We start from the raw sequence: 26248 nt of genomic DNA, 5'->3' as shown, positions 1-26248 counted from the left end.
CTGTATTTTTAAAAAGGATCTCTTATGGTTGCTGCCACTAAAATTCGTTACTACCAATGGCGGGGCATCAATCAAGCCGGACGTAAAGTCTCAGGGGTTACAATGGGATTTCAAGAACAAGAAGTCCGTCATCAGCTCACCGAGCAAATGATCAATATTAAAAAGATCAAACGCACCTCTCCCGGTACCTTAGATCGACTTCGTAATCAAATGAAGCCCGAAGATGTCACCATGGTGACGCGTCAATTATCGACCATGGTTGAATCAGGCGTTCCTGTAGTACAAGCATTAACCTTAATGGCTAACAGTCACCACAAAGCAGAAATGCGCGCCACCCTAATCCAAGTGACCAACCAAGTTGAAGCCGGATCATCATTAGCCAAAGCAATGCGCTCTAGCTCGCCATTGTTTGATAAGTTTTATTGTGACTTGGTCGATACGGGTGAGCAAACGGGTCACCTTGGGCAAGTATTTGGCCGCATTGCGGTGTACCGCGAAAAAGCCGAAGCAATGCGTAAAAAAATCATCAAAGCGATGATCTACCCTTCGATGGTATCTATCACCGCCATCTTAGTAACAGTGTTAATGCTGGTGTTTGTTATTCCACAGTTTGCGGCTATTTTCAGTGGCTTTGGCGCAGAACTACCGTGGTTTACGCACCAAGTCATGAAAGCCTCCGATTTTTTAATTAATTATGGTTATTATCTTGGCGGTGGCATTGTGCTTACCATCATTATCTACCGTTATTGCTATCGCCAGTATTATGGTTTTCATTATCGCATCGATAAACTGAGCCTAAAATTACCGCTTGTTGGTGGAGTATTACTTAAAGCGACCATTTCCCGTTTTGCTCGTACTCTCGCCACTACCTTTAATGCCGGTATTCCACTATTAACCGGCATTCAATCAGCTGGGAAAACCAGTAATAATCTTTATATTGAACAAGCGATTGATGAAGTCTATAACAGCACCGCTGCTGGTATGCCATTATACTTAGCTCTGCGTCAAGCCGATGTTTTTCCAGAATTAATGCTACAAATGGTGATGATTGGTGAAGAATCGGGTGCACTTGATGATATGCTCAATAAAATGGCACAATTATATGAGGATGATGTTGATAATACCGTCGATAATCTAGGTCAAATTATGGAACCGTTTATTATCATCATTCTTGGTATTATTATCGGTGGTTTATTAGTCGCGATGTACATGCCTATCTTTACGCTAATGAGCGTTATAGGATAATTACAATCCAATCAATAGCCGTGACATTAACATTATCAGATTCATTTTAAGAGAGTATTGCATGGCTGTTTTAAATTATTACCCGTGGCTATATCCGCTGTTTGCCACTATTTTTGGTTTATTAATTGGTAGTTTTTTAAATGTGGTGATTTATCGGCTACCGATCATGATGGAACGTCAATGGCGTCAAGAGTGCCATGATTGCTTCCCTGAACTTAATGTGCCGCTTCAAAATGATCCTACGCCATTTAATCTCAGCGTTCCCCGTTCTCGTTGCCCCCACTGCAACCATGCTATCAGTGCGTTAGAAAATATTCCGCTTATTAGCTGGTTAGTATTAAAAGGCAAATGCCGCGAGTGCCATGCGCCGATCAGTAAACGTTACCCTGCGATTGAACTTCTGACCGCGATCATTAGCTTAACTGTCGCATTAGTGTTGCCGCCAACATGGTGGGCTGTGGCGGTATTAGGCGCAAGCTTTGCACTGATTGCACTGACCTTTATTGATATTGATAAGATGCTACTGCCCGATCAAATTACATTACCATTAATGTGGGCAGGTATTTTATTAGCCTTAATGGGTATCAGCCCAATTTCATTAACCGATTCCATTATTGGTACTATGGCAGGTTATTTATCACTGTGGTCCATATTCTGGGCGTTTAAGTTGCTGACTAAAAAAGATGGTATGGGTTACGGTGATTTTAAACTGCTGGCGGCTATTGGCGCATGGGTAGGCTGGTCGTTATTACCGTTTGTGGTGCTGCTTTCATCTCTTGTGGGCGCGATATGCGGCATTATTATGCTCCGCATAAAGCATGAAGATCAACAAACTCCGTTCTCTTTTGGACCATACCTTGCTGTCGCTGGATGGATTGCTATGCTATGGGGTCAACCAATTTTAAATTGGTATGTTAGCTCTTATTTAGGATTCTGATTGATGACAATTGTGATTGGTTTAACCGGTGGAATTGGCAGTGGAAAAACAACGGTGGCCAATATGTTTGCTAAATACGGCATCGATTTAATTGACGCCGATATTATTGCCCGTGAAGTAGTGGCAGTCGGTAGTGTCGGTTTAGCCCGCATCACGGAAAAATTCGGTAACCGTATACTACTTAGTGATGGAAGCCTTAATCGCAGTCAATTAAGAACCGTTATTTTTAGTGATCCACAACTCAAAAATTGGCTCAATCAACTGCTGCACCCTTTGATCAATGAAAAGATGTTAGCTGATATAAATCGTGCTATATCGCCATATTGCCTGCTGATTGTGCCATTAATGATCGAAAATAACCTTCAAACTATGACCGATCGGTTACTGGTGGTTGACGTTGACCAGCAAACACAGATAATGCGTACCCAGCAGCGAGATAATGTATCGCTTGAGCAAATAAAAAATATTCTTGCAGCGCAAGCTTCGCGCCAACAACGGCTCGATGCTGCCGATGATATCATTTGTAATAATGGTGATAATCAGGCACTGTTGACGCAAGTTGCTCAACTACACCAGTATTATCTCTCACTAGCGCGAGCAGCGAAATAACGCTTAGCGCGCATTCATTATTTTTTGTCTTCCACTGGTTTCCGTTATGCAAATACATTGCTATGAACACCCTCTCAATGAAAAGGTGCGTATTTATCTACGCCTAGAACACTTACTTAAACAATTACATGACAGCAGCAACCTTGGCGATCCATGGCAGTATACGATTTTCTTTAATGCTCTATTTGATCTATTAGAGTTAATTGAACAAATTCCGGTTAAAATAGATCTTGCTAAAGCCCTTGATAAGCAAAGTACAAAATTAAAAGCATGGTTAGATTATGACGGTGTAGATCCAATCGCGATTCAATCATTACTTGATAACATTAGTCATGCTCAGAAAAACTTATTAGCTGCACCTCGTTTGGGTCAAAGCCTACGTGAAGATCGTTTTCTAAGCTCTATTCGTCAACGTTTCTCAATTCCTGGTGGCACCTGTAGTTTCGATCTACCAGCGCTTCATTACTGGCGCCAATTGCCATTAGAAGAACGTCAGCAAACCACTCAAGCATGGCTTGATAAATTGGCTGAAGTCGATGAAGCACTCAAGCTATGGCTACACCTAGTACGTCAGTCAGCACAATACCAACCACAATCAGCGCATAATGGTTTTTTCCAAAATGATGCTAGCTTATCGTGTTTACTTCGCATTAAAATCGATGCAAGCTATGGTGTTTATCCTGTAGTATCAGGTCATCGCAGTCACTTCTCTATTCGCTTTTCTCCTTATGAAGAAGGCTCGACAGTGGCAAATAATATCGATTTTAAACTAGCTATTTGCTGAGGTAACTATGTCACAATCTCAACCTACAGTGGTGAAATGCCCAACCTGTAAAACGGATGTTGAATGGGGCGAACAAAGTCCATACCGCCCTTTTTGCTGTAAACGCTGCCAATTGATTGATCTTGGTGAGTGGGCAGATGAAGAAAAAGCCATTGCAGGCGCACCTGATATGTCTGATAGCGATGGTTGGTCAGAAGATACCTACTAAATCTTCATTCAACAACAAAGCAACGGATTACTGATTAAGGGCGAGCCAATGTCGACATTAGCTCGCCCTTTTTTAATAACAATATTTTTCTTGTCTGATGTTATGTAGGTACGATCTTATGTCAAAAGAAGTTATTACTAAAAAACGTGTTTGGATCGCAGCAGGGATCATTTTAAATTCAACTCAAGATCACATCTTTATTACGCGTCGTCACGCCAATGCCCATCAAGGTGGATTATGGGAATTTGCAGGCGGTAAAGTAGAAAAAAATGAAACCGCAGAGCAAGCCGTTATTCGTGAACTTAGGGAAGAAGTTGGCATTCAAGTTACCGCACTAACACCATTGATTAACCTTGCCCATGATTACCCCGATAAAGCACTGCAATTTGATTTCTTTGCTATAACAGCATTCATAGGTGAAGCGCGTGGTAATGAAGGTCAAGTGGGGTTGTGGGTCGCTATTAATGAGCTTGAGCAATACCCATTCCCTGAGGCGAATGCGGCGGTGTTGGCAAAGATAATCGAGGTTTATGGGGGATAATTTATTCCGTCATCCCGGAAATTGAGGGACAAAATTATTCGGGATCTACTCACAATGAGCTTGAGCCTAGCAAATACCAGAAATAATATTAACGCTACGGCGTATGAATAGTAGATTCCCTATCTCGTTCGTAACCTCACTGTAGGGAATGACGGTAGGTTTCTTACACTGAAAATCACAGCTATAAAAAAAGGTCGCTCAAAAGCGACCTTTTTTATTACAGCTTAACGGTAATATTAATCGATCTTACCGTGACACTGCTTGTATTTCTTACCAGAACCACATGGACAAGGCTCATTACGGCCGACTTTACGCTCTTCGCGCTCAAACGTACCTTGTTGGTCATCATCTTCTACTTGAGATGATTCATCAACAATCTGATTGTCAGCACTTTGATGTTGGAATTGTTGACGACGCGCTAGCATTTCTGCCATTTGACGACGTTCTTCTTCCATACGCTCAACTTCTTCTTGTTGCTGTACTCGTACCTTACTTAAGATAGAAACAACATCACTCTTTAAGTTATCAAGCATTTCCTCAAACAGTTCAAACGACTCGCGCTTGTACTCTTGCTTAGGGTTCTTTTGTGCATAACCACGAAGATGAATACCTTGACGTAGATGATCCATCGCCGCTAGGTGCTCTTTCCATAACGTATCAAGGTTTTGCAGCATTACCGTTTTTTCAAAGTTACGTAGCACTTCAGCGCCAACAACTTGTTCTTTTTCACGGTAAAGCTCAAATGCTTTTTCTACGATACGTTCACGCAGTGCTTCTTCATAAAGCTTATCTTCAGTGTCTAACCAATGTTTAATCGGTAATTCTAAATCAAAGTCTTCTTTTAGACGCGCTTCTAGGCCTTCAATATCCCACATTTCTTCTAGCGATTGCTGAGGAATGTAATTATCAATGATGGCATTCAACACGTCTTCACGGTTATGCTCAATCATTTCACTGATATCGTTAGCATTCATAAGCTCATCACGTAATTCATATACTACTTGACGCTGATCGTTAGCAACATCATCGAATTCAAGTAATTGCTTACGAATATCGAAGTTACGCCCTTCAACTTTGCGTTGGGCGTTTTCGATAGCTTTTGATACCCATGGGTGCTCAATTGCTTCGCCTTCTTCCATACCCAGCTTCTTCATCATGCCTGAAACACGATCAGAGGCGAAGATACGCATTAGGCCATCTTCCATTGAAAGATAGAAGCGAGAAGAACCTGCATCACCCTGGCGACCCGCACGACCACGTAACTGGTTATCAATACGACGTGATTCATGACGCTCAGTACCAAGAATGTGTAAACCACCCGATGCTAATACAGCATCGTGTTTAATTTGCCAATCAGCACGGATCTTCGCGATTTGCTCATCCGTTGGATCGGTTAGCTTCTCAACGTCAGTTTTCCACGAACCACCCAACATGATATCAGTACCACGACCAGCCATGTTAGTTGCGATAGTTACCGCACTTGGTGCACCCGCTTCAGCGATAATGTCAGCTTCTTTTTCGTGGAACTTAGCGTTCAATACGTTGTGCTTAATACCGGCTTTTTTCAGTGCGTTTGATAACAGCTCAGATTTTTCAATCGAAACAGTACCGACAAGACATGGCTGACCGTTTTTAACACGCTCAGAAATATCTTTACTGATTGCCACGAATTTCTCGGCTTCAGTCATGTAGACTAAATCGCCGTTATCAATACGCGCCATTGGACGGTTAGTCGGTAGCACTACCGTATCTAGATTATAAATAGACTGGAATTCAAATGCTTCAGTATCTGCTGTACCTGTCATACCAGATAATTTTTCGTATAAACGGAAATAGTTCTGGAAGGTAATCGATGCCAAAGTCTGGTTTTCGTTTTGAATCTTAACGCCTTCTTTCGCTTCAACAGCTTGGTGAAGACCTTCAGACCAACGACGACCTGGCATAGTACGGCCAGTGTGCTCATCGACAATAATAACTTCATCATCTTGCACAATATAATCGACGTCTTTTTCAAACAACACATGTGCACGTAAACCAGCATTAACGTGGTGCAGTAAACTAATATTAGCTGGAGAATATAACGTATCGTTCTCAGCCATAATATCGTTTTTAATCAACAATTCTTCGATGAATTCTTGACCCGTTTCGGTAAAGTGCGCTTGTTTTGATTTTTCATCAACGGTGTAGTGACCTTCACCACGGTAATCAACACTGTCTTCTTTGTCTTGACGAACCAGCAACGGAATTAAGTGATTAATCTTAATGTACATCTCTGAGCTATCTTCAGCAGGACCAGAGATAATCAGCGGTGTACGCGCTTCATCGATTAGGATGGAGTCAACTTCATCGACAACCGCAAAGAAGCGTTCACGTTGAACACGATCTTCAGGGCGGAATGCCATGTTGTCACGTAGGTAATCAAAACCAAATTCGTTGTTAGTACCGTAAAGTACATCAGCAGCGTAAGCTTCTTTTTTCGCTTGCGGTGACATATTCGGTACGTTAACGCCAACAGTCATACCGAGGAATTCAAATAATTCACGGTTAGTTTCGGCATCACGCGCGGCTAGGTAGTCGTTCACTGTTACGATATGAACACCTTTACCGGTCAAAGCGTTAAGGTATGATGGCAATGTTGCAGTAAGAGTTTTACCCTCACCTGTACGCATTTCAGCAATTTTACAGTCATTTAGAACCATGCCACCCAGTAGCTGCACGTCAAAGTGACGCATGCCATAAACACGGTTTGATGCTTCACGAACAGTCGCAAAGGCTTCTGGTAGTAGTTGATCTAGCGTTTCGCCTTGATCTAAACGCTCACGAAATTCAGCTGTTTTTGCTTGCAGCTCATGATCTTGTAGGCTTTCAAACTGAGGTTCTAGCTTATTGATTTGATCAACAATTTTGCGCATACGACGCAGAGTGCGGTCGTTACGGCTACCGATAACTTTAGTCAGTAGTTTTGATAACATGGTGATGCCGTTTTCTCTTTGTTATATCAGCGTTTCTATTGCTGAATCGCTTAATTCGGGTTTCATTCCTTGGGGGATCTAAGCCATCCCTAACCCACAGGAATTGTCACAACGGTGACTAAGAAGTTAATCCTAAAACGTGTAATATTAAATATTGTGTCGCGATAGTCGTTTTTCAAGGGCTAACACTACTATCCTAGCAAAAAGCGCTAAGCTCAATGCTAAACTAATATAATTTATTGCCCCTTCAGTACAAAAAATTCAATGCTCACTGTTGCCGAGCAGACATATCACTCAACATATATTAACCTATATGTCTGATATGATAAGTCATATTAGTGTCATCGCCTATGATAAAAGCCACAGCAAATGTTTTTATCTGTGAAAAATTAAGATCATATCCGCAAAAGTGACATTTTTATTCTGTTGAATATTCAGGAACTAAAATCATGAGAGATCATCGCCCACAAACCGCCGCACATCTACTTGATAGTGATGGTCTAACATCGATTCAACAACGAGCGGCGGCATTAAGTAAACTTGATAGCGCAGTTAAAGCCCATCTCAATTGTGCCGAACATTGCCGCGTCAGTAATTATCGCCAAGGGATACTGATCATTGAAACCGCATCAGCAGCGTGGTCAATGCGACTCAATTATGAACGTTACCAATTAATAACCAAATTACGTGAAAAACTATTACCTAAATTGCAAGATATTGAAGTAAAAGTAAACCCAACCCTTGCAGCAGTAGCGATGCGTAAACAAGACAAAATTCCTGATATTATTCAAAAGCCAATTAGCGATGTAGCAGCACAACACTTATTAGCTACCGCTGAAAATGCGCCGAATAAAGTCAAAGCTTGCCTTGAACGGTTAGCAAAGTTGGCGAAAAAGAAAACCAGCTAAATCACAAATAGCAGATACAAAAACGCCGAACAAATATGCTCGGCGTTTTTTAATACAAGGCAGTTGCGTGATTTACGCCAATACCATACCCGGCTGAGCAAAAGTGACGGGCACTTCACGCTCATCTTCAAAGGTTGACCACTCATACGCTTCTTGGTCAGCCAATACTGCACGCAGTAGTTGGTTGTTCAGCGCATGACCTGATTTATAAGCACGCATTTCACCAATGATATTATGACCACACATATAAAGGTCACCAATGGCATCCAATACTTTATGTGTTACAAGTTCATTGTCAAAACGCAAACCGTCATCGTTCAGAATACGGTAGTCATCCAGTACAATTGCGTTATCAAAGCTACCACCAAGACACAAGTTTTGTGACTGAAGGTATTCAATATCGCGCATGAAACCAAAAGTACGTGCACGGCTAATCTTTTTAACAAAAGACTGGCTTGAAAAATCTAACACTAGACGCTGCTGATCTGAATCAATCGCAGGGTGGTTAAAGTCGATAGCAAAATCGAGACGGAAACCGTTATAAGGCACGAGTTCCGCCCACTTGTCGCCATCTTCAATGCGAACAGGCTTTTTAATACGTAAAAAACGCTTTGGCGAATTTAGCGTATCAATACCCGCTGATTGAAGCAGGTAAATAAATGGGCTTGCGCTACCATCCATAATAGGAATTTCAGGCGCATCAACTTCGATAATCACATTATCGATACCCATACCGGCTAGTGCGGCATTCAAGTGCTCAACAGTTGAAATGCGCACGCCTTGTTCGTTAACAAGAGCAGTACATAACATGGTATCGCGCACTGAATCTGCATTAGCAGGAAAATCCACAGGTGGATTAAGGTCAGTACGGCGATAAATCACGCCAGTATTTGCGGCTGCAGGACGCAGGATAAGCGTCACTTTACGTCCAGAGTGGAGGCCCACACCAGTCGTCTGCACAATGCTTTTAAGTGTACGTTGTCTGATCATCTGCTTTATATCTCAACGGTTAAACAAACTTTTGCTTGCAAATTTATTAGGTGAATAGAAACTATTCTCAACACCAACTTGGTGAATTGAACACTTATCATACCATAACCTAAAAAATATCCAAAATAATTCACTGCGAAGACAAAAGAGCATCTTTTGTGGTGAAACAAAAGATGCAACTCTTACTCAGCTAAATTAGCCACCGCAATCAATATGTTGGCTATTTTAGTCCGCTTGCTTACGCAAGAATGCAGGGATATCTAAGTAGTCATGATCCGCACCCTGAGGTTTAGCTTGTTGAGTCTCAACAGGCTTTTCTTCAGCGATTGCAGCAGGTTTTTCCTGTGCAACAGCAGGTGCTGGCTTTGATGACGTTACTAATGTGATATCAGGCTTACACTCTTTACCAATGCCTGTTGCAACTACAGTTACACGTAGTTCATCAGTCATATCTGGGTCAAGTGAAGTACCAATAACCACGGTAGCGTTATCAGAAGCGAATGCTTTAACTGTGTTACCCACAGTTTCGAATTCGTCAAGACGCATATCCATACCAGCAGTAATGTTAACTAAAACACCACGTGCGCCAGCTAGATCGATATCTTCTAGTAATGGGCTAGAAATTGCCATTTCAGCAGCTTCTTCAGCACGGTCATCACCAGCAGCAACACCACTACCCATCATTGCATGACCCATTTCAGACATTACGGTACGTACGTCCGCAAAGTCGACGTTGATCATGCCAGGGCGAGTGATTAGCTCAGCAATACCTTGAACCGCATTCTTAAGTACGTCGTTTGCTTTCGCAAAGGCATCAAGTAATGTGATACCACGACCAAGTACTTTAAGTAGCTTTTCGTTAGGAATAGTAATTAATGAATCAACATGCTTAGAAAGCTCGTCAATACCTTGCTCTGCAAATGCCATACGCTTCTTACCTTCGAAGCTAAATGGTTTAGTCACAACAGCAACGGTAAGAATACCAAGCTCTTTCGCTACTTCAGCAATGATTGGCGCAGCACCAGTACCGGTACCACCACCCATGCCCGCTGCAATGAAGATCATATCAGAGCCTTCAAGCTCTTTCTTGATTGCTTCGCGATCTTCTAGCGCTGAATCACGACCCACTTGTGGGTTTGCACCAGCACCCAAACCTTTAGTGATATCACCACCGATTTGAATAACAGTACTTACGCTTGTTTTACGAAGAGCTTGTGCATCAGTATTAACACTAATGAACTGCACGCCTTCAATAGACTCACGCACCATGTGATCGACTGCATTACCGCCGCCGCCGCCAACGCCAATGACCTTAATTACAGCTTCATCAGACATTTCCATCATCGGTTCAAACATTTGTTCTCTCCGTTATCCTGTTCGCATCAGGTTTAAAAATTCTTTTCGAACCAACCACTAATTCGTGAAAATAACCCAGTTACCGAGCGTTTCGGTTCTTGTGCATTTTCATCAAATGATTGACTATCCTTTCCGTAGTGCAGTAATCCTACTGCAGTAGCATAGGGTGGAGCCTGAACATAGTCAGTCAATCCACTCAGATCAAGAGGCTGACCGATACGTACTTGATTACGGAAAACCCGCTCAGCACATTCAGTTAAACCTTCCATTTGTGCAGCGCCCCCGGTAAGGACGATGCCCGCTGCTAGGTGGTGTTTAACACCAGCCTCTCGCAATTGATCTTGTACGGTTAGTAATTTTTGATTTACTAACCCTAGCAATTCACTATATCGAGGCTCTATTACTTCTGCTAGTGTTTGACTTTGCAAGCTTCTAGATGGACGACCACCAACACTCGGTACATCAACCTTAGCATCTTTGCTCACCAATTCACTTAATGCACAACCGTATTTCACTTTAATGTCTTCAGCGTCACCCGGTGGTGTACCAAACGCATAAGCAATATCACTAGTCACGACATTACCAGCATAGGGAATCACTTCCGCATGACGTAATGCGCCACCAGACCAAATGGCAAGATCCATTGTACCGCCGCCGATATCGACCACGCATACGCCGAGCTCACGCTCATCTGGGGTCAGTACAGCATGGCTTGCTGCTAATCCTGAGAAAATCAGATGATCAACAGTTAAACCACAACGCTCTACTGCTTTAACGATGTTACGCGCCATGTCATTATGACAAGTGATCAAATGAACACTTGCTTCCATGCGAACACCTGATAAACCAACCGGGTTTTTAATGCCCTCTTGGTAATCAATCGCAAATTCTTGTGGAATCACGTGCAACGTACGTTGCTCATCGCTTATTTTTACTGATTTCGCCGTATGAATAACATTATCGACGTCATCTTGAGTTACTTCTTTATCAGAAATAGGCACCATGCCTTTTTCTGTTTGGCAACTAATATGTTTACCTGATAGCGATAAACACACGGAACCAATTTGGCAATCAGCCATAAGTTCAGCCTGATCAACAGCACGCTGAACTGACTTTACTACTGACTCGAGGTCATTAACCCCACCTTTATCCATTCCGCGTGATGGGCTGCTACCCACACCAATGACATTAACATTGCCATCAGGTAGAACCTCCCCAACCAAAGCGCAAACTTTGGAAGTGCCGATATCAAGACCAACGATGAGTTTTTTATCTGCAGCCTTAGTCATCAGTGCACGCTCTTATTTTTTATCCGGCGCATGTTTATCATACTCCGGCATAGTTTTCCAACCCACAGCTGCGCCAGTATCATAACGCAAATCTACATAATCAATCGGTTTACCCTGCTTTAATAACTCAGGATAAATCTCAATAAAACGTTTTATACGTTGCATTCGAGCGTCATGCCCCAATTCAAGTCTAATGCCGTTTGTTAATACCACGCGCCAAGCACGACGTTCATTAAATGATAATGACGTAATCCCAAAACCCGCTTTTTTCAGTACCGGACGCATTTCTTTGAGTCCAGCTAAAACTTCTTCGCTACTGCCTTTAGGGCCAATCAGATTAGTTAACCCTAATCCTGCCACTTGCAATGCTGGCGCTTTAAAAACAGCCCCCTCACGGTTAACTAAATAAGTTCCATTCCATTCAGCGACAGGCTGGTTTTCAATCAAAAACACTTTAATTGTGTCAGGCCATTGTTTACGTACAGCCGCTTGAGCAACCCAAGGCAATGCCTCGACAGATGCTTGAATACTATTTACATCTTGGGTCATAAAACTACCCAGGTGGTGAAGATGTAAAATTGACTGCCTAACATCATCTTTAGTGAGATAATGTAGCTGTCCTTGAATGACTAAATTTGACAAGGGTAATCGGTTTGCATCTGTCATCCAGTCTTTGGTAGCACTGACAAACCAAACCGTAGAACCAATGACAAAGAGAAAAAACGCTAATCCGCCCCAACGCTTCAAACAACGAGGAGAGGATGATATATGCTCTTTATTTACGACTTGTTCAGTCATCGCGTGTCTATTTACCTTACCATTTAAGCCAAACCATTCCATAAAGGTATTTTATGATGGTGCGCTCAGTCAGGTATAACGAGCAAAGTTGAACGATTATACCGAGCAACTCGACCCACTCCAACACTCATAAGGCGTTTTCCGAGCATAACCTGACAATAAATTTATCTATTTATCGAAAAATCGCAAAAAATAGCGATCACTGGCACTGGAATTATCATTTTACAGCCAGAGATCGTTATTTATGCCATCGACAAAAGCGAAAAATACCAACTAAACATACTGATGCATAGTTGTGATATTTAGCTTTAAATCGGCTAGTTGGCGCGCTATTTTTCCAACATCACCCGCACCTTGTGTTAGAACCAAATCATCATTTTGGATAATATTGGCTAAAATTGCAGGCAAATGCTCTGCTTGTGGCACAAAAACAGGATCAATTTTCGCACGTGAGCGAATAGTTCGGCACAATGAACGGCTATCAGCACCAGCAATCGGTGTTTCACCTGCCGTATACACATCTAGCATCACCAGCACATCGACTTGCTCTAATACATTGGCAAAATCATCGTATAAATCACGGGTACGACTGTAGCGGTGTGGCTGGAATATCATCACTAAACGCTTATCAGGCCAACCTGCACGGGCAGCTTGAATTGTCACATCGACTTCGCTTGGATGATGGCCATAATCATCAACTAGCATTACGTTACCATTGCCAGTTTCAAACTCACCTAAGAGATCAAAACGACGACCTGTACCTTCAAATTCAACTAAAGCGCGCATGATAGCATCATCACTGACACCTTCTTCGGTAGCTACAGCAATCGCTGCCGTTGCATTTAACGCATTGTGTTTACCGGGAATATTAAGGGCAATATTCAATGCCGGCTTATCATTACGTAATACCGTAAAGTGACCTTGTTGGCCCGTTTGGGTATAGTTTACTAAGCGTACATCAGCATCTTCAGCAAAACCATAAGTCAACATTGGACGGCCCACGCGCGGCAATAATTCACGTACCACAGGATCATCAATGCACATCACTGCTAGACCATAAAATGGCAGGTTATGGAGGAAATCAATGAAGGTTTGTTTTAACACTTCAAAGTCGCCGCCATAAGTATCCATATGATCAGCTTCAATGTTAGTGACTACACACACCATTGGTTGTAAGTGTAAAAACGACGCATCGCTTTCATCGGCTTCTGCGATTAAGTAACGACTACAGCCTAAACGCGCATTAGTACCTGCACTTTTAACTAAGCCGCCATTAACAAATGTTGGATCAAGACCGGCTTCAGAATAAATTTGAGTAGTCAGTGCGGTAGTGGTGGTTTTACCATGCGTTCCCGCAATCGCAATACCATGACGGTAACGCATTAACTCAGCCAACATTTCAGCACGGCGCACAACAGGAATACGTAATTCTGTTGCGGCTAATAATTCTGGATTTTGTTTGTTGATAGCCGTTGATGCTACCACCACACTTGCACCAGTTACATTTTTAGCCTCATGGCCAAAAAAGATCTCTACACCTTTTGCAGTAAGACGATTGGTCACGGCATTAGGTGCGATATCTGAACCACTGATACGGTAACCTTCGTTAATCAATACTTCTGCGATGCCGCTCATGCCAGCACCACCAATACCAACAAAGTGAATTCGTTCGACTCGACGCATCTCGGGCACCATAGTTCGAATCTTTGCTAATTGCTGGTCATCCAGTTTACTCATCACTTTGTTCCTGTTTAATTCTTTGCTAGTGATTTAATCACATCGGCAACACGTTGGTCTGCGTCAATGATAGCAGCATTACGCGCGGCACAAGCCATGTGTTCAAGCGCAATACGATTTAATAAATTAATTTGTTGGGCTAAGCCATCAACCGTTAGTTGTGGTTGTTCGATCATTTTAGCGGCACCACATTCGACTAAATGTTCGGCATTTAAGGCTTGCTGGCGATCTTTGTGCATAAACGGAATAAAAATAGCGCCAACACCCGCCGCCGATAATTCTGATACCGTTAGCGCACCAGAGCGACAAACAACTAAATCAGCCCAACCATAAGCGGCTGCGACATCATCAATAAACTCCGTTACTTTATGGGGTGTTTGACAATGCTTCACATAAGCTTCTTGTGTCGATTGCTGACTGCCTTTACCCGCTTGATGCCAAATGGTGACGTTATCCCCTAGAATTCCTGCCACTTCTGGCATGGTCTGGTTTAAAATACGTGCCCCTTGACTGCCGCCCATCACCAATACACGAATAGGCCCTGTACGTTCAGCAAAACGTTGTTTAGGTGCCGGCAATAAAGTTACATCTTCACGGACTGGATTACCCACCACTTGCTTGTCTTTGAAAGCGCCCGGAAAAGCTTGCAGTACTTTGGTTGCAATTTTAGCCAACCATTGATTGGTCAGACCTGCCACTGCATTTTGCTCATGTAATACCACCGGAATACCTAATGACCATGCTGCGACACCGCCAGGACCACTAACATAGCCCCCCATGCCAAGTACCACATCCGGTTGCCATGCTTTAATGTATTTACGTGCTTGCATGATCGCTTTAATAATTTTAAATGGCGCACCTAATAATGATAAAACACCGCTACCACGTAAGCCTTTTACTTTAATAAAATCGATATCAATACCGTGTTTCGGCACTAAATCTGCTTCCATACGATCCGCGGTACCCAACCAGCGAATTTCCCATCCTTGTTGCTGCAATCGACGTGCCACTGCTAGCCCAGGAAAGACGTGACCGCCAGTACCACCAGCCATCACCAATAAACGTTTATTCTTTGTCGTCATTAGAATACTTTTTATCTTGTTCTAGTTGTAAATTATCAGCAGTTGCAAGCACTTGAGAACCTAAAGAAACTTGTTCAACTGCTACTTCCATATTATCCAATGCTTCATCGTCAACCTCGGCTGGTTGCTCTGATGCAAATTTAGCCGCAACCCGCTGTTCAAAATCAATTCGAATCAAAATCGCTACCGCAGCAGCCATGATAAAGAGACTTGAACCACCATAACTGATCAGAGGCAAAGTTAAGCCTTTAGTCGGTACAATACCAGCAGCAGCACCAACGTTAACCAAGGTTTGAAACGCAAACCAAATACCAAAACCAAATGCCAAATAGCCACCAAACAATAGACCATCTTCAAGACATTTACGTCCAATAACAATCGCTTTAAACACTAGTGCAAACAATAACGTTAAAACAACGATTACCCCAGCAAGACCTAATTCTTCGGCTAACACGGCAAAAACAAAGTCAGTATGTGCTTCTGGTAAGTAAGCGAGTTTTTGAATCGAATTACCCAGCCCTTGTCCAAACCACTCACCACGACCAAATGCCATTAAGGATTGGGTTAGCTGATAACCACTACCATAAGGATCTTGCCATGGATTTAAAAATGAGGTTACTCGTCGCATGCGATAGGGTTCAAACATAATTAGCATCCCAATGCCGACTAATGCAGTTGCGAGCATGACCAAGAATTGCCATAACCGTGCTCCAGCAATAAATAGCATCCCGATGGTACCAACAAACATCACCACGAACGAACCTAAGTCAGGCTGTTGTAACAACAGAAACCCCATAATACCAAGTACAATTAATGGCTTAGCAAAACCGATAAAACTGCCTCGAACTTGGTTATATTGACGAACTAAATAGCCTGCAAGAAACACAAATAATGACAATTTTGCAACTTCTGCCGGTTGTAAGTTAAACACCCCTAATGGAATCCAACGTGCAGCACCATTGACCGAATGGCCGATAGCTAATACAACAACCAATAAAAATATTGCAGTCAATAACATTGGTACACTGTACTTCTCCCATTTAGCTAATGGGATCCGTATAACAAATGCAGCGATCACTAACGAACAGACTAAAAAGAAGCCATGACGAAGTGCGAAGAAGAAAGGAACACCAGTAAGACGAGTGGCGACAGGTATGGATGCTGACGTTACCATAACTAGTCCTGTCATCATCAGGGCTATTGCTATCCACACTAATTGGCGGTCATACAGAATCGGTTTGGCTGGTTTCAAAAACCAACCACAAACTACCGATAATCCGTTACGGGCCATTTTAAACATTACATTTTTCCTGAGATTGAATCTTGTAGCCGAATGGCTTGTTCAACGAAAGCATCGCCGCGAGCCATAAAGTTGGCAAATTGATCCCAACTGGCACACGCCGGTGATAATAAAACCATATCGCCAGCTTGTATGGTAGCTGCTGCGCGATCCATTGCTTCACCCATGGTGTCGACATTTATCGCGTTTTCAACTAAGTCGCTAAATAAATGCCCATCACGGCCAAAACAATAAAGTTGTACATTTAAGTCAGCCAGAATCGGTTTAAGTTCACTAAAATCAGCGCCTTTACCGTCACCACCCATTAATAAATGTAATTTACCTGCCAGTTGCAAGCCGGTTAATGCTGCAACGGTACTGGCAAGGTTGGTTGCCTTTGAATCATTAACCCATTTAACACCGTGACAATTTACGGCTAACTGACACCGATGAGCTAATCCGGTGTAACTGCGCATGGTCTGGCAAGCAGCGCTACGGTCAATACCAACCGCATCGGCTAACGCTAATGCTGCTAAACAGTTAGCTACATTATGACGACCAACAAGCGCAATTTCACTGACAGCCATTAATGGCTCACCTGCAATGGCTAACCATTCCGCACCATCAACCATCATCAAGCCATAATCAGCATTATTAAAACCAAAGCTGGTCATTTTGCCGTTAAAATCAGGCTTAGTTGCAATATCATCACGGTTATAAACAGCTAATTTGGCATGATCAAAAATACGCATTTTAGCGTTGCTGTAATCAGCTAAACCGCCAGGATAGCGATCCATATGATCTTCCGACAAGTTGAGATACACTGCAGCATCAACCACTAACGACGAGGTAGTTTCTAACTGAAAACTGGATAACTCAAGTACGTAAAGATCGTGATTTTGAGCCAACATATCTAACGCCGCAAAACCAATATTGCCACCAACACCGACATTAATACCAGCTTCTTTAGCCATTTCACCCACTAAGCTGGTAACGGTACTTTTACCGTTAGAGCCAGTGATCGCAACCACGGGTTTATTAACAGCTCGCGCAAATAATTCAATATCACCAACAATCTCAATATTTGATTGCGCAGCTAACAATAACTCAGGCGTTGCTAATGCAATCCCTGGGCTGGCAACGATTAAATCAGCATCAAGTAGCCATTGTAGGTTCCATTGACCCGCGCACACATCAACACCCGCAGGTAATTGTTCTTGGCCTGGCGGATTATCACGGGTATCAATTACTTTAATATCCAGCAATTGTGGTAATCGTACTAAATGATTCACCACCGATAGACCTGTCATGCCAAGTCCAATCACAACAACCTTGTTAATACCTACCAAGCCATTCATGTTAACGCACCTTCAATGTAGCTAATGCAATCAATACCAGCATCAGCGTAATGATCCAGAAACGGACAATAACCCGTGGTTCTGGCCAACCTTTTAATTCGTAGTGGTGGTGAATCGGTGCCATACGGAAAATACGTTGTCCGCGTAGCTTAAACGAACCAACTTGTAAAATAACCGATACTGTTTCCATCACGAACACGCCGCCCATGATCACCAATAAAAACTCTTGGCGAACTAACACCGCAATCGTACCTAATGCGCCGCCTAATGCTAATGAGCCTACATCGCCCATAAATACTTGGGCTGGGTAGGTATTAAACCATAAGAAACCTAAACCAGCGCCAACAATAGCGGTACAAAGAATAACTAACTCACCCGCATTGCTTAAATAAGGAATATGTAAGTATTCAGCGTAATTATAGTTACCTGTTGCCCATGCAATAAAGGCAAAGCCCGCCGCAACCATCACGGTAGGCATAATAGCTAAGCCATCAAGACCATCGGTTAAGTTAACCGCGTTACTGGTACCAACAATGACAAAATAAGTCAGAACAATATAAGACAGACCCAGTTGTGGCATCACATCTTTAAAGAAAGGCACCACTAATTGCGTTGCTGCGGTATCTTTACCATAAGCATAAAGCACAAAAGCCACCACAAGTGCGATGGCTGATTGCCAAAAATATTTCCAACGCGCAATTAAGCCATCGGTATTTTTACGCACAACTTTGCGGTAATCATCAACAAAACCAACCGCACCATAACCCAGCATAACAACCAATACTGCCCATACATAAGGGTTACTAAGGTCACACCACAATAATACGGTTAACGTAATTGCGGCTAAAATCATTAGCCCGCCCATGGTTGGCGTACCGCGTTTACTAAAATGTGATTCTGGGCCATCATTACGTACAATTTGACCAATTTGCAGCATCTGCAAACGCGCAATCATGCGCGGACCTAACCATAATGAGAATAGTAACGCGGTTAAAATACTCATGATGGCGCGGAACGTCAGGTATTGAAACAGACGGAAAAAGGGGATTGAGGACTGAAAGTGGTCAGCTAACCAGTAAATCATTATTTATCTTCCTGCAATGCAATAATAATATCTTCCATACGAGAACTACGCGCGCCTTTAGCAAGCACAGTCACTTGAGGAATATGAGATTGACTAATTTGTTGGTGTAATTGTTGTTTAAGTTCATCGATCAACGCCATTTTATTACTAAAATGTTGACCGTTATTCAGTTCACTAACTACAGCACTGGCGCGACCAAATGTCATCACGCCATCAAACTGTTTATCACGTGCATATTCACCCACTTCACGGTGTAAGCTCTCACTTTCGTCACCTAGCTCTGCCATATCACCCAAAATAAAGTAACGCTTACCGTTGAAGCTGTGCAGTACATCAATCGCAGCTTTTACAGAAGCAACACTGGCATTATAGGTATCATCAATTAATCGTAACCCAGACGGCAGCGTAGTGATCGCTAAACGGCCTTTAACATTAACAACATGCTCTAACCCTTGTTTTACATCAGCAAGCGTCGCCCCCAATGCCATGGTCAATGCGGCGGCTGCCAGTGCATTGCTAACATTGTGAGTGCCCGCTAACGTTAAATTAATATCAATCGCGCCGATTGGGGTTTGCATTGTAAAACAAGCCAGCCCCTGAGAATTAATATTTATATTAGCTGCAAAATAATCAGCATTGGCTTGTGTCGCCGAGAAGTTACTCACACTGTGGTTTGCCAGTGATGGTTGCCACATTGTTAGCTGATTAGAATCAAGGTTAATTATCGCCTGCCCTTGCGCCGTCAATCCTTCAAAAATCTCACCTTTCGCTTTAGCAACACCGGTTAATGAACCGAAACCTTCGAGGTGAGCGGCTGCAAGGTTATTAATTAATGCGACATCAGGTTTAACTAAGGCTGTGGTATAAGCAATTTCACCTAAATGATTAGCGCCAAGCTCAATCACAGCATAATTATCTGCAGCAGTTAAGCGTAATAATGTTAACGGCACGCCAATATCATTATTAAAATTACCTGCAGTGGCCAAAACTTGACCTTTAGTAGCTAAAATTGCCGCCGCCATTTCTTTAACAGTGGTTTTGCCACAACTGCCTGTTAACGCCAGTGTTTTCAAACCATGCTCAGCGGTCATTTTAGCTTTAAGCCACGCCCCTAATTGACCTAATGCTTGATGGGTATCAGCAACAACCAATTGCGGAATATCGATAGCTAACGGCTTATTAACCAATAATGCTTTTGCCCCATTATCCACGGCGTTTTGACAAAAATCATGAGCATCAAAACGTTCGCCAATTAAGGCAATAAAAAGGGTATTATTATCAATGGCACGAGTATCTGTTGATACTGCTGCAATCTCAGCATCCGCGCCAATAAGTTCAGCATTGAGTACTGACTGTAAATGACTTAGTTGAACCTTTATCATGCCTGTTCTCTAAATAATGCGGCCACAGTTTCGCGGTCTGAATAGTGAATAGTGCGATCAGCCAAAATTTGGTAATCTTCATGGCCTTTTCCAGCCACTAAAATAATATCATTTGGTGCTGCCTGTTGAATTGCATAAGCACATGCTTGAGCCCGATCATGAATCACCGTAGCCGTCGCTGCAGCAGTTAATCCGGCTTGCATATCCAACATAATTTGCAGTGGATCTTCACTACGAGGATTATCATCAACAAGAATAATATGATCGGCATATTGCTCTGCAATCGCGGCCATAATTGGGCGTTTGCCAGTGTCACGATCACCACCACAGCCAAATAAACACCAGAGCTTACCTTTACAATGTACTCTTAATGCTTGCAGTGCTTTTTCTAGTGCATCTGGCGTATGGGCATAATCAACCACCATCATCGCTTTATCGCTAAGCAATGATTGAAACACTTCCATCCGTCCAATAACTGCTTGTAAACGTGGTGCGACAGCTAATAACTCGAGTAATGAATGACCACTGACTAACAATGTCGCTAATGCCAATAATAAATTAGTCGCATTAAATGAGCCAACTAATGGCGCGGTAAATGTGCCGTTACCCCAGCTAGATTCAAAGCTAATGGTGACGCCTTTGGTACTAAAATCGACCGCTGTCGCCCATAACTTTGAACCGGTATGAGTTGCAACAGCTTCAGCATCCATCGCAACTGCAACCGCTTGAGGTAAATCAGCCAGCCATTGTTGACCAACTACATCATCAGCATTGATAACCGCCACACCACAGTCATGTTCGGTAAATAAACTTTTTTTCGCCGCAGCGTAATGTGTCATATCACCATGATAATCAAGATGATCTCGACTAAGGTTAGTAAAGATACTCGCCACAAAATGTAGCGCACTAACACGACCTTGTACTAAGCCATGTGACGACACTTCCATCGCCGCAAAATTAGCACCTTGTGCAACCAATTCAGCTAATGTCTGCTGAATTTCAATCGCACTTCCAGTAGTATTAGCCGCTGGACGTAAGTCGGTTAATAAACCATTACCCGTCGTACCCATCACTCCAGCACGATAACCAACCAAATCAGCCCACTGTGCCAATAATTGACTAACGGTGGTTTTACCATTAGTCCCTGTTACTGCATACAATTTAAGCTTGCTATTCGGTTCAGCATAAAAGCGCCCGGCAATGGCAGATAACTTATGACCGAGATTGTGCAAATAAATAATGATGATCCCATTGTTAAATAGAATCTCACCGTCAGTGGCAGCATCATCAGCTTCTGCAATAATTGCGCTAGCACCTGCGGCAATCGCGTTATCTATAAAGCGGCGCCCATCAACGGCGTGTCCCTTAACTGCAGCAAATAAGCAACCCGCTGTTACTTGACGACTATCTAATGTCATTGCGGTTAATGCCAACTGTAAATATTCAGCTGGCACCTTACTGGCTGTTAGCCAAGGCGCTAACACAGCGCCTAATTGTACTTCCTGTTTAACCAATGCCATGAATCACACTCATTTATCTATTTTTAGCGTATCCGCATCTGGCGGCACGTTTAGAATCTGTAATGCACCACCAAGTACTTTTGATAAAATTGGCGCAGCAATTGCGCCGCCATAGAATTTATCACCTTTAGGTTCATTAACCATCACTACAATCGCTAACCGTGGATGACTTATTGGTGCCACACCAACGGTATAAGAGAAGTAATCATTACCATAACCACCTGCAATCGCCTTTTTCGCAGTACCGGTTTTAACCCCTACTCGGTAACCTGGAATAGCCGCTCGCCAACCACCGCCACCACCCGCTTTATCGGTCACGGATTCAATCATCAACAGAATTTTCTTTGCAACTTTAGGATCAAGCACTTGCTCACCTGGCACCACTTTTTCTGTTTTTAGAATTGATAACGGCCGTTTAATCCCATAAGCACCCAAGGTAGTGTAAGCATGCAGTAATTGAATAGGTGTTAATGAAATACCATAACCATACGCTAAAGTAGCACGCCCAATGTCAGACCAACGATAACGATTAGGAAAGTGACCCGTTGTTTCACCAATCAAGTTGATCCCTGATGGCTCATCAAAACCAACTTTGCGATAAGTATCTAAAATATCTTCTACTGGCATCGCTAACGATAGTTTACTAACACCGATATTACTCGACTTTTGTAAAATACGTTGTACGGTTGCTAATGGTTCAATACGTGATACGTCAGTGATCACCTTGCTACCGACACGAAAATGTTTACTTTGTGGAATATTAATTAGCGTATGTTCGTTAACAACCCCATTTTTAAGGGCGGTATATACCACAAACGGCTTTACCGTTGAGCCGGGCTCAAAGGTATCAGTGATCACTCGGTTACGCATTTTATACGGCTGGCGATCATTGCGATCATTGGGATTGAATGATGGAGCATTGACCATCGCTAAAATCTCACCGGTGCGCACATCTGAAATCGCAATACTGACTGAGGTAGCTGGAATATCCATCACCCCTTCTTTCGCTGCACGATAAGCAATTGCTTGAATACGCTGATCAATACTCAGCTCAAGCGGTTTACCTGGTTGGCGACTTTTCTGGGAAATATTTTCGACAACGCGACCATAACGATCTTTACGCACAGTACGGCGGCCCGGTTCACCCGTTAGCCAACCATCATAGGTTTTTTCGATACCATCAAGTCCATGACCATCAATACCTGTAAAACCAATTAATTGTGCGCTCACTTCACCGGATGGATAAAAACGACGCGATTCCGCTTTTAGACCAATACCTGGCAATTTAAGTTTTTTAACATAATTAGCCATCGGTGGGCTAACTTGACGCGCAAGATAAATAAAACGGCGGGTCTTATTTTTTTCTAAGCGTCGTAATAATTTGGTGCGATCAAGATCGAGTACATCGGCAAGTGCGTTCCAACGGTTGATTTCACTTAAACCACCATGTTTGAAAATTTCGACGGGATTGGCAAAAACAGCTTGGACAGGCACACTGACGGCAAGTTGCTCACCATTACGATCGGAAATAATACCTCGTGCCGAAGGCATTAATTGCACTCGTAATGAACGCGCATCCCCCTCTTGAATAAGACGACCTGGTTCAAGAACCTGAATATAGGCGGCACGTGCAATTAAACCCACGAAACCTAAAAGAATAAAGCCACAGACGACGATAAAGCGCCATTTTAGAAATGGCTTACTCTTAGGACTAACCTGCGTCTTTTTATTTGAACGGTTAAATAATTTCATCTTTTAATGTATAACAATTTCATTATCGACAGATGGACGTTGCATTTTGAGCTCAGTTTCAGCTAATCGTTCAATGCGACTGTGTTCTGCAAGTGAATTTTCTTCAAGTATTTGATTTCGCCATTCAACATCATAGGTTTCACGTTGCATTAATAGCTTTTCTTGCTGAGCAATTAATTGACGTGACTCATGAGTAATGTAGACAACAGACAAGGAAGAAATGAGGATAGTGAAGGCTAGAATCAACGGCACCAACCCGACCGTGACGAGGTCTCGTCCGATCAGGCTAGCCAGATTCATTGAAGATTCTGTCGTTTTCATAGACGCTCGGCCAAACGTAGCACTGAACTACGAGCGCGCGTGTTATAACCAAGTTCATTTTGTGATGGTTTAATCGCTTTACCGATAGGTTTCATATCCGCACAACCCAGTGCTTTAATTTGATCTTCGGTTAATGGTAAACCAGCTGGAACATCTGGCCCTTTGCTTTGCTTACGAATAAAGCGTTTTACCATGCGATCTTCCAAAGAGTGGAAACTGATCACAGATAAACGCCCACCCGATGCAAGAGTGTTCATTGCACCATGTAAAGCTGTATCAATCTCTTCTAATTCACTGTTAATGTAAATACGAATCGCTTGAAAACTACGGGTCGCAGGGTGCTTATGCTTATCTCTAAACGGTGACACTTCAGCAATCAGGCTAGCAAGCTCACGTGTACGTGTGAGCGGCTCTTTTTCAGGGTTTTCACGATGTTCAATAATACCGCGAGCAATGCGTTTAGCAAAACGCTCTTCACCAAACTCTTTAAGTACCCACGCAATATCATCAGCATCTGCTTCAGCTAGCCATTCAGCAGCTGACATACCAGAGGTCGGATCCATACGCATATCAAGTGGGCCGTCACGCATGAAACTAAAACCACGCTCAGCATCATCAAGTTGTGGTGATGAGACACCTAAATCAAGTAAAACACCATCAACACGACCAATAAGATCACGCTCTTGCATGTATTTTTCCATGCCAGAGAATGGGCCATGAATAATTTCAAAGCGTGGATCATCAATTTTTTTTGCTTCAGTAATCGCTTGAGGATCACGATCGATACTGTAAAGGCGACCATTGTCACCTAGTTTTGAAAGAATTAAACGGCTATGACCGCCGCGACCGAAAGTACCATCGATATAGATACCGTCGGGTTTAATCGCTAACCCGTCTACTGATTCATTAAGTAAAACGGAAACGTGCTCAAATTGCTCAGACATAAATATAATTTCAGCTAAAGTGAAAGCTCACTAAGGCGCGGGGAACATTCCGGCGCATCCTCAGCCTGAAGGTCGATATCATGTTCAATTTGCTGTTGCCATAAAGGCGAAGACCAGATTTCAAATTTATTTAACTGGCCAACGACCACTATTTTATTCGCTAACTGAGCATATTGTCTTAACGTCGGTGGAATTAATATCCTTCCCTGCGCATCCAGTTCACATTCGCTAGCATGGCCAAGCAACAATCGTTGTAAGCGGCGCTCTGCGGGGTGAAGGCTAGATAGACGTACTAATTTAGCTTCAATTCGTTCCCATTCATCGATGGGATATAGCAACAAGCAACAAAACTGGTGATCGATAGTACAAACAAAGTGTCCCTGACATTGTTCAATTAATGCAGCCCGGTAACGCTTCGGCATTGCCCTGCGACCTTTGTCATCAATAACAATGTTAGTGGCACCTCTTAACATTTGGGGATCTCGGTTGAATTACACGATAAAAAGAGTACGTTAATCACTCACTTTAGCAGAATAACAACAAAGATAATAAGACAACACCACTTTTCCCCACAAAGTGTACGTATGAGACAAAAACGATGTCAAGCAATTGGCTGTAATTCAGACACACTTCTAACAGTGGTCGAATAAACCTGATTGCGAAATGTAATTTTGCTGGAAAATAAAACGAAAAAAGGTGGTGCTTGTAATCAAACACCACCTTCTCTAAATGTAGGGAGTCGGTCGATAAGCCGGGTTTTGTTCCGCTTTCGCGGCGGCAATCATTCGTCTAGGTCTGCAATCGCTCACAGACTCAAGCAACCTACCCGTCCCCAACGCGGGCCGCGCCATTAGGGACCTATTTGGTCTTGCTCCGGGTGGAGTTTACCCTGCCACAAACTATTACTAGCCGCGCGGTGCGCTCTTACCGCACCCTTTCACCCTTACCTGTGCACCATTGCAAGCAATGGGCCATCGGCGGTTTGCTCTCTGCTGCACTTGTCGTGGGCTTACGCCCCCCAGACGTTATCTGGCACCCTGCCCTATGGAGCCCGGACTTTCCTCCCCTTCATTGATTTCCCGAAGGTTACCAACAAAGCAGCGATTACCTGACCAACTCCGCGGCGAATTGTATAAGACAACGCTCACAGTT

Annotated in this window: 23 protein-coding genes and 1 other RNA gene; 7 read left to right on the top strand and 17 right to left on the bottom strand. The window is 43.0% G+C overall.

Annotation, left to right across the window (positions count from 1 at the left end):
- The first annotated feature begins 24 nt into the window (after window positions 1-24).
- The 6 genes from Q0V26_RS07150 (at window position 25) to mutT (ending at window position 4324) form a co-directional block, all read left to right on the top strand.
- Entirely contained in the window at window positions 25-1245 is a 1221-nt protein-coding gene (locus Q0V26_RS07150) for a type II secretion system F family protein (RefSeq protein ID WP_297479920.1), read from the top strand.
- A gap of 61 nt (window positions 1246-1306) precedes the next feature.
- The gene (locus Q0V26_RS07145) at window positions 1307-2182 is read left to right on the top strand and encodes an A24 family peptidase (RefSeq protein ID WP_297479917.1); all 876 of its coding nucleotides are present in this window, start codon (window positions 1307-1309) and stop codon (window positions 2180-2182) included.
- A 3-nt stretch (window positions 2183-2185) separates the two neighbouring features.
- Window positions 2186-2791, top strand: a complete 606-nt coding sequence (gene coaE / locus Q0V26_RS07140; RefSeq protein WP_297479915.1) for a dephospho-CoA kinase — start codon at window positions 2186-2188, stop codon at window positions 2789-2791.
- Between the two features lie 46 nt (window positions 2792-2837).
- Complete coding sequence (gene zapD, locus Q0V26_RS07135) at window positions 2838-3575, top strand: cell division protein ZapD (RefSeq protein ID WP_297479913.1); 738 nt, start codon at window positions 2838-2840, stop codon at window positions 3573-3575.
- Between the two features lie 7 nt (window positions 3576-3582).
- Window positions 3583-3783: a DNA gyrase inhibitor YacG gene (gene yacG / locus Q0V26_RS07130; RefSeq protein ID WP_297479910.1), complete on the top strand. Its 201-nt coding sequence runs from the start codon at window positions 3583-3585 to the stop codon at window positions 3781-3783.
- A gap of 133 nt (window positions 3784-3916) precedes the next feature.
- The gene (gene mutT / locus Q0V26_RS07125) at window positions 3917-4324 is read left to right on the top strand and encodes an 8-oxo-dGTP diphosphatase MutT (RefSeq protein WP_297479980.1); all 408 of its coding nucleotides are present in this window, start codon (window positions 3917-3919) and stop codon (window positions 4322-4324) included.
- A 236-nt stretch (window positions 4325-4560) separates the two neighbouring features.
- Here mutT and secA read toward each other — a convergent pair whose 3' ends face one another.
- Window positions 4561-7296: a preprotein translocase subunit SecA gene (gene secA / locus Q0V26_RS07120; RefSeq protein WP_297479906.1), complete on the bottom strand. Its 2736-nt coding sequence runs from the start codon at window positions 7294-7296 to the stop codon at window positions 4561-4563.
- 449 nt (window positions 7297-7745) lie between these two features.
- On the opposite strand from secA, the gene Q0V26_RS07115 reads away from it, so the two are divergent.
- Window positions 7746-8204 (top strand): DciA family protein, encoded by a 459-nt coding sequence (locus Q0V26_RS07115; protein WP_297479903.1) that lies wholly within the window; start codon window positions 7746-7748, stop codon window positions 8202-8204.
- 72 nt (window positions 8205-8276) lie between these two features.
- On the opposite strand, the gene lpxC is transcribed toward Q0V26_RS07115, so the two are convergent.
- The 16 genes from lpxC to rnpB all read right to left on the bottom strand — a co-directional run bounded on the left by lpxC (window position 8277) and on the right by rnpB (window position 26216).
- Window positions 8277-9194 (bottom strand): UDP-3-O-acyl-N-acetylglucosamine deacetylase, encoded by a 918-nt coding sequence (lpxC, locus tag Q0V26_RS07110; protein ID WP_045028092.1) that lies wholly within the window; start codon window positions 9192-9194, stop codon window positions 8277-8279.
- 225 nt (window positions 9195-9419) lie between these two features.
- Window positions 9420-10550 (bottom strand): cell division protein FtsZ, encoded by a 1131-nt coding sequence (ftsZ, locus tag Q0V26_RS07105; RefSeq protein WP_297479890.1) that lies wholly within the window; start codon window positions 10548-10550, stop codon window positions 9420-9422.
- A 32-nt stretch (window positions 10551-10582) separates the two neighbouring features.
- Entirely contained in the window at window positions 10583-11839 is a 1257-nt protein-coding gene (ftsA, locus tag Q0V26_RS07100; protein WP_080158310.1) for a cell division protein FtsA, read from the bottom strand.
- Window positions 11840-11851: 12 nt separating this feature from the next.
- On the bottom strand, window positions 11852-12637 hold the full coding sequence (locus Q0V26_RS07095) for a cell division protein FtsQ/DivIB (RefSeq protein ID WP_297479888.1): 786 nt from the start codon (window positions 12635-12637) through the stop codon (window positions 11852-11854).
- Between the two features lie 273 nt (window positions 12638-12910).
- Window positions 12911-14374, bottom strand: a complete 1464-nt coding sequence (murC, locus tag Q0V26_RS07090) for a UDP-N-acetylmuramate--L-alanine ligase (RefSeq protein ID WP_297479885.1) — start codon at window positions 14372-14374, stop codon at window positions 12911-12913.
- A gap of 14 nt (window positions 14375-14388) precedes the next feature.
- On the bottom strand, window positions 14389-15456 hold the full coding sequence (gene murG, locus Q0V26_RS07085) for an undecaprenyldiphospho-muramoylpentapeptide beta-N-acetylglucosaminyltransferase (RefSeq protein ID WP_297479884.1): 1068 nt from the start codon (window positions 15454-15456) through the stop codon (window positions 14389-14391).
- The gene (ftsW, locus tag Q0V26_RS07080; RefSeq protein WP_297479882.1) at window positions 15440-16756 is read right to left on the bottom strand and encodes a cell division protein FtsW; all 1317 of its coding nucleotides are present in this window, start codon (window positions 16754-16756) and stop codon (window positions 15440-15442) included. The genes murG and ftsW overlap by 17 nt, the downstream gene beginning before the upstream one ends.
- Window positions 16756-18093 carry a UDP-N-acetylmuramoyl-L-alanine--D-glutamate ligase gene (murD, locus tag Q0V26_RS07075; RefSeq protein WP_297479879.1) on the bottom strand — a complete coding sequence of 446 codons (1338 nt, stop codon included), beginning with the start codon at window positions 18091-18093 and terminating at the stop codon, window positions 16756-16758. Before murD ends, ftsW begins: the two co-directional genes overlap by 1 nt.
- A gap of 1 nt (window position 18094) precedes the next feature.
- The gene (gene mraY / locus Q0V26_RS07070) at window positions 18095-19177 is read right to left on the bottom strand and encodes a phospho-N-acetylmuramoyl-pentapeptide-transferase (protein ID WP_297479878.1); all 1083 of its coding nucleotides are present in this window, start codon (window positions 19175-19177) and stop codon (window positions 18095-18097) included.
- Complete coding sequence (murF, locus tag Q0V26_RS07065; protein WP_297479876.1) at window positions 19177-20559, bottom strand: UDP-N-acetylmuramoyl-tripeptide--D-alanyl-D-alanine ligase; 1383 nt, start codon at window positions 20557-20559, stop codon at window positions 19177-19179. The genes mraY and murF overlap by 1 nt, the downstream gene beginning before the upstream one ends.
- Window positions 20556-22079: a UDP-N-acetylmuramoyl-L-alanyl-D-glutamate--2,6-diaminopimelate ligase gene (gene murE / locus Q0V26_RS07060; RefSeq protein ID WP_297479873.1), complete on the bottom strand. Its 1524-nt coding sequence runs from the start codon at window positions 22077-22079 to the stop codon at window positions 20556-20558. Before murE ends, murF begins: the two co-directional genes overlap by 4 nt.
- Before the next feature lie 9 nt (window positions 22080-22088).
- On the bottom strand, window positions 22089-23831 hold the full coding sequence (locus Q0V26_RS07055) for a penicillin-binding transpeptidase domain-containing protein (protein WP_297479870.1): 1743 nt from the start codon (window positions 23829-23831) through the stop codon (window positions 22089-22091).
- A gap of 3 nt (window positions 23832-23834) precedes the next feature.
- Window positions 23835-24152, bottom strand: a complete 318-nt coding sequence (gene ftsL, locus Q0V26_RS07050) for a cell division protein FtsL (RefSeq protein WP_297479868.1) — start codon at window positions 24150-24152, stop codon at window positions 23835-23837.
- Window positions 24149-25096, bottom strand: a complete 948-nt coding sequence (rsmH, locus tag Q0V26_RS07045) for a 16S rRNA (cytosine(1402)-N(4))-methyltransferase RsmH (RefSeq protein ID WP_297479865.1) — start codon at window positions 25094-25096, stop codon at window positions 24149-24151. The genes ftsL and rsmH overlap by 4 nt, the downstream gene beginning before the upstream one ends.
- Window positions 25097-25110: 14 nt before the next feature.
- Window positions 25111-25569 carry a division/cell wall cluster transcriptional repressor MraZ gene (gene mraZ, locus Q0V26_RS07040; protein WP_297479862.1) on the bottom strand — a complete coding sequence of 153 codons (459 nt, stop codon included), beginning with the start codon at window positions 25567-25569 and terminating at the stop codon, window positions 25111-25113.
- A 258-nt stretch (window positions 25570-25827) separates the two neighbouring features.
- Window positions 25828-26216: RNase P RNA component class A (gene rnpB / locus Q0V26_RS07035), an RNA gene on the bottom strand.
- Window positions 26217-26248 lie beyond the last annotated feature (32 nt).

It is taken from the genome of uncultured Photobacterium sp. (assembly GCF_947039875.1).
Lineage (GTDB): Bacteria > Pseudomonadota > Gammaproteobacteria > Enterobacterales > Vibrionaceae > Photobacterium.
This window is presented reverse-complemented; position numbering and strand designations above follow the sequence as displayed.